This window comes from Pseudomonas sp. DD1 (assembly GCF_044510355.1).
GTDB classification, from domain to species: domain Bacteria; phylum Pseudomonadota; class Gammaproteobacteria; order Pseudomonadales; family Pseudomonadaceae; genus Aquipseudomonas; species Aquipseudomonas shahriarae.
Genome location: NZ_MSAJ01000028.1, coordinates 1 through 879 on the forward strand (window position 1 = coordinate 1; position 879 = coordinate 879).

The 879-nt window shown below is 58.4% G+C and carries 1 protein-coding gene; it reads left to right on the plus strand.

All coding sequences use genetic code 11. The annotated features are described in order from the left end of the window. Window positions 1-879, plus strand: an 879-nt coding sequence (locus PSFL_RS16445; RefSeq protein WP_397470278.1) for a ribonucleotide-diphosphate reductase subunit beta, incomplete at both ends; no start/stop codon positions are given.

Sequence of the window (879 nt, forward strand, 5' to 3'; positions counted from 1 at the left end):
TACCTCGACGGCTGCGCCAACCACTGGATGCCGCAAGAGGTCAACATGACCGCCGACATCGCCCTGTGGAAAAACCCCGAAGGCCTGACCGACGACGAACGTCGCATCGTCATGCGCAACCTGGGCTTCTTCTCCACCGCCGACTCCCTGGTCGCGAACAACCTGGTGCTGGCCGTGTACCGCCTGATCACCAACCCGGAGTGCCGCCAGTACATCCTGCGCCAGGCCTTCGAAGAAGCGATCCACACCCACGCCTACCAGTACTGCATCGAATCGCTGGCCATGGATGAAGGCGAGATCTTCAACATGTACCACGAGATCCCATCGGTCGCCAAAAAGGCAGCCTGGGGCCTGAAGTACACCCGTTCGATCTCCGATCCGAAGTTCGAAACCGGCACCGTCGACACCGACAAAGAGCTGCTGCGCAACCTGGTCGCCTACTACTGCGTGCTGGAAGGCATCTTCTTCTACTGCGGTTTCACCCAGATCCTGTCCATGGGCCGCCGCAACAAAATGACCGGCGTGGCCGAGCAGTTCCAGTACATCCTGCGCGATGAGTCGATGCACCTGAACTTCGGCATCGACGTGATCAACCAGATCAAAATCGAAAACCCACACCTGTGGGATGCCGACATGAAGGAAGAAGCGACCCAGATGATCCTGCAAGGGACCCAGCTGGAGATCGAATACGCACGCGACACCATGCCGCGCGGCGTGTTGGGCATGAACGCGGCGATGATGGAGGACTACCTCAAGTTCATCGCCAACCGTCGCCTGTCGCAGATCGGCTTGAAGGAAGAGTACCCAGGGACCACTAACCCGTTCCCGTGGATGAGCGAGATCATGGACTTGAAGAAAGAGAAGAACTTCTTTGAGACC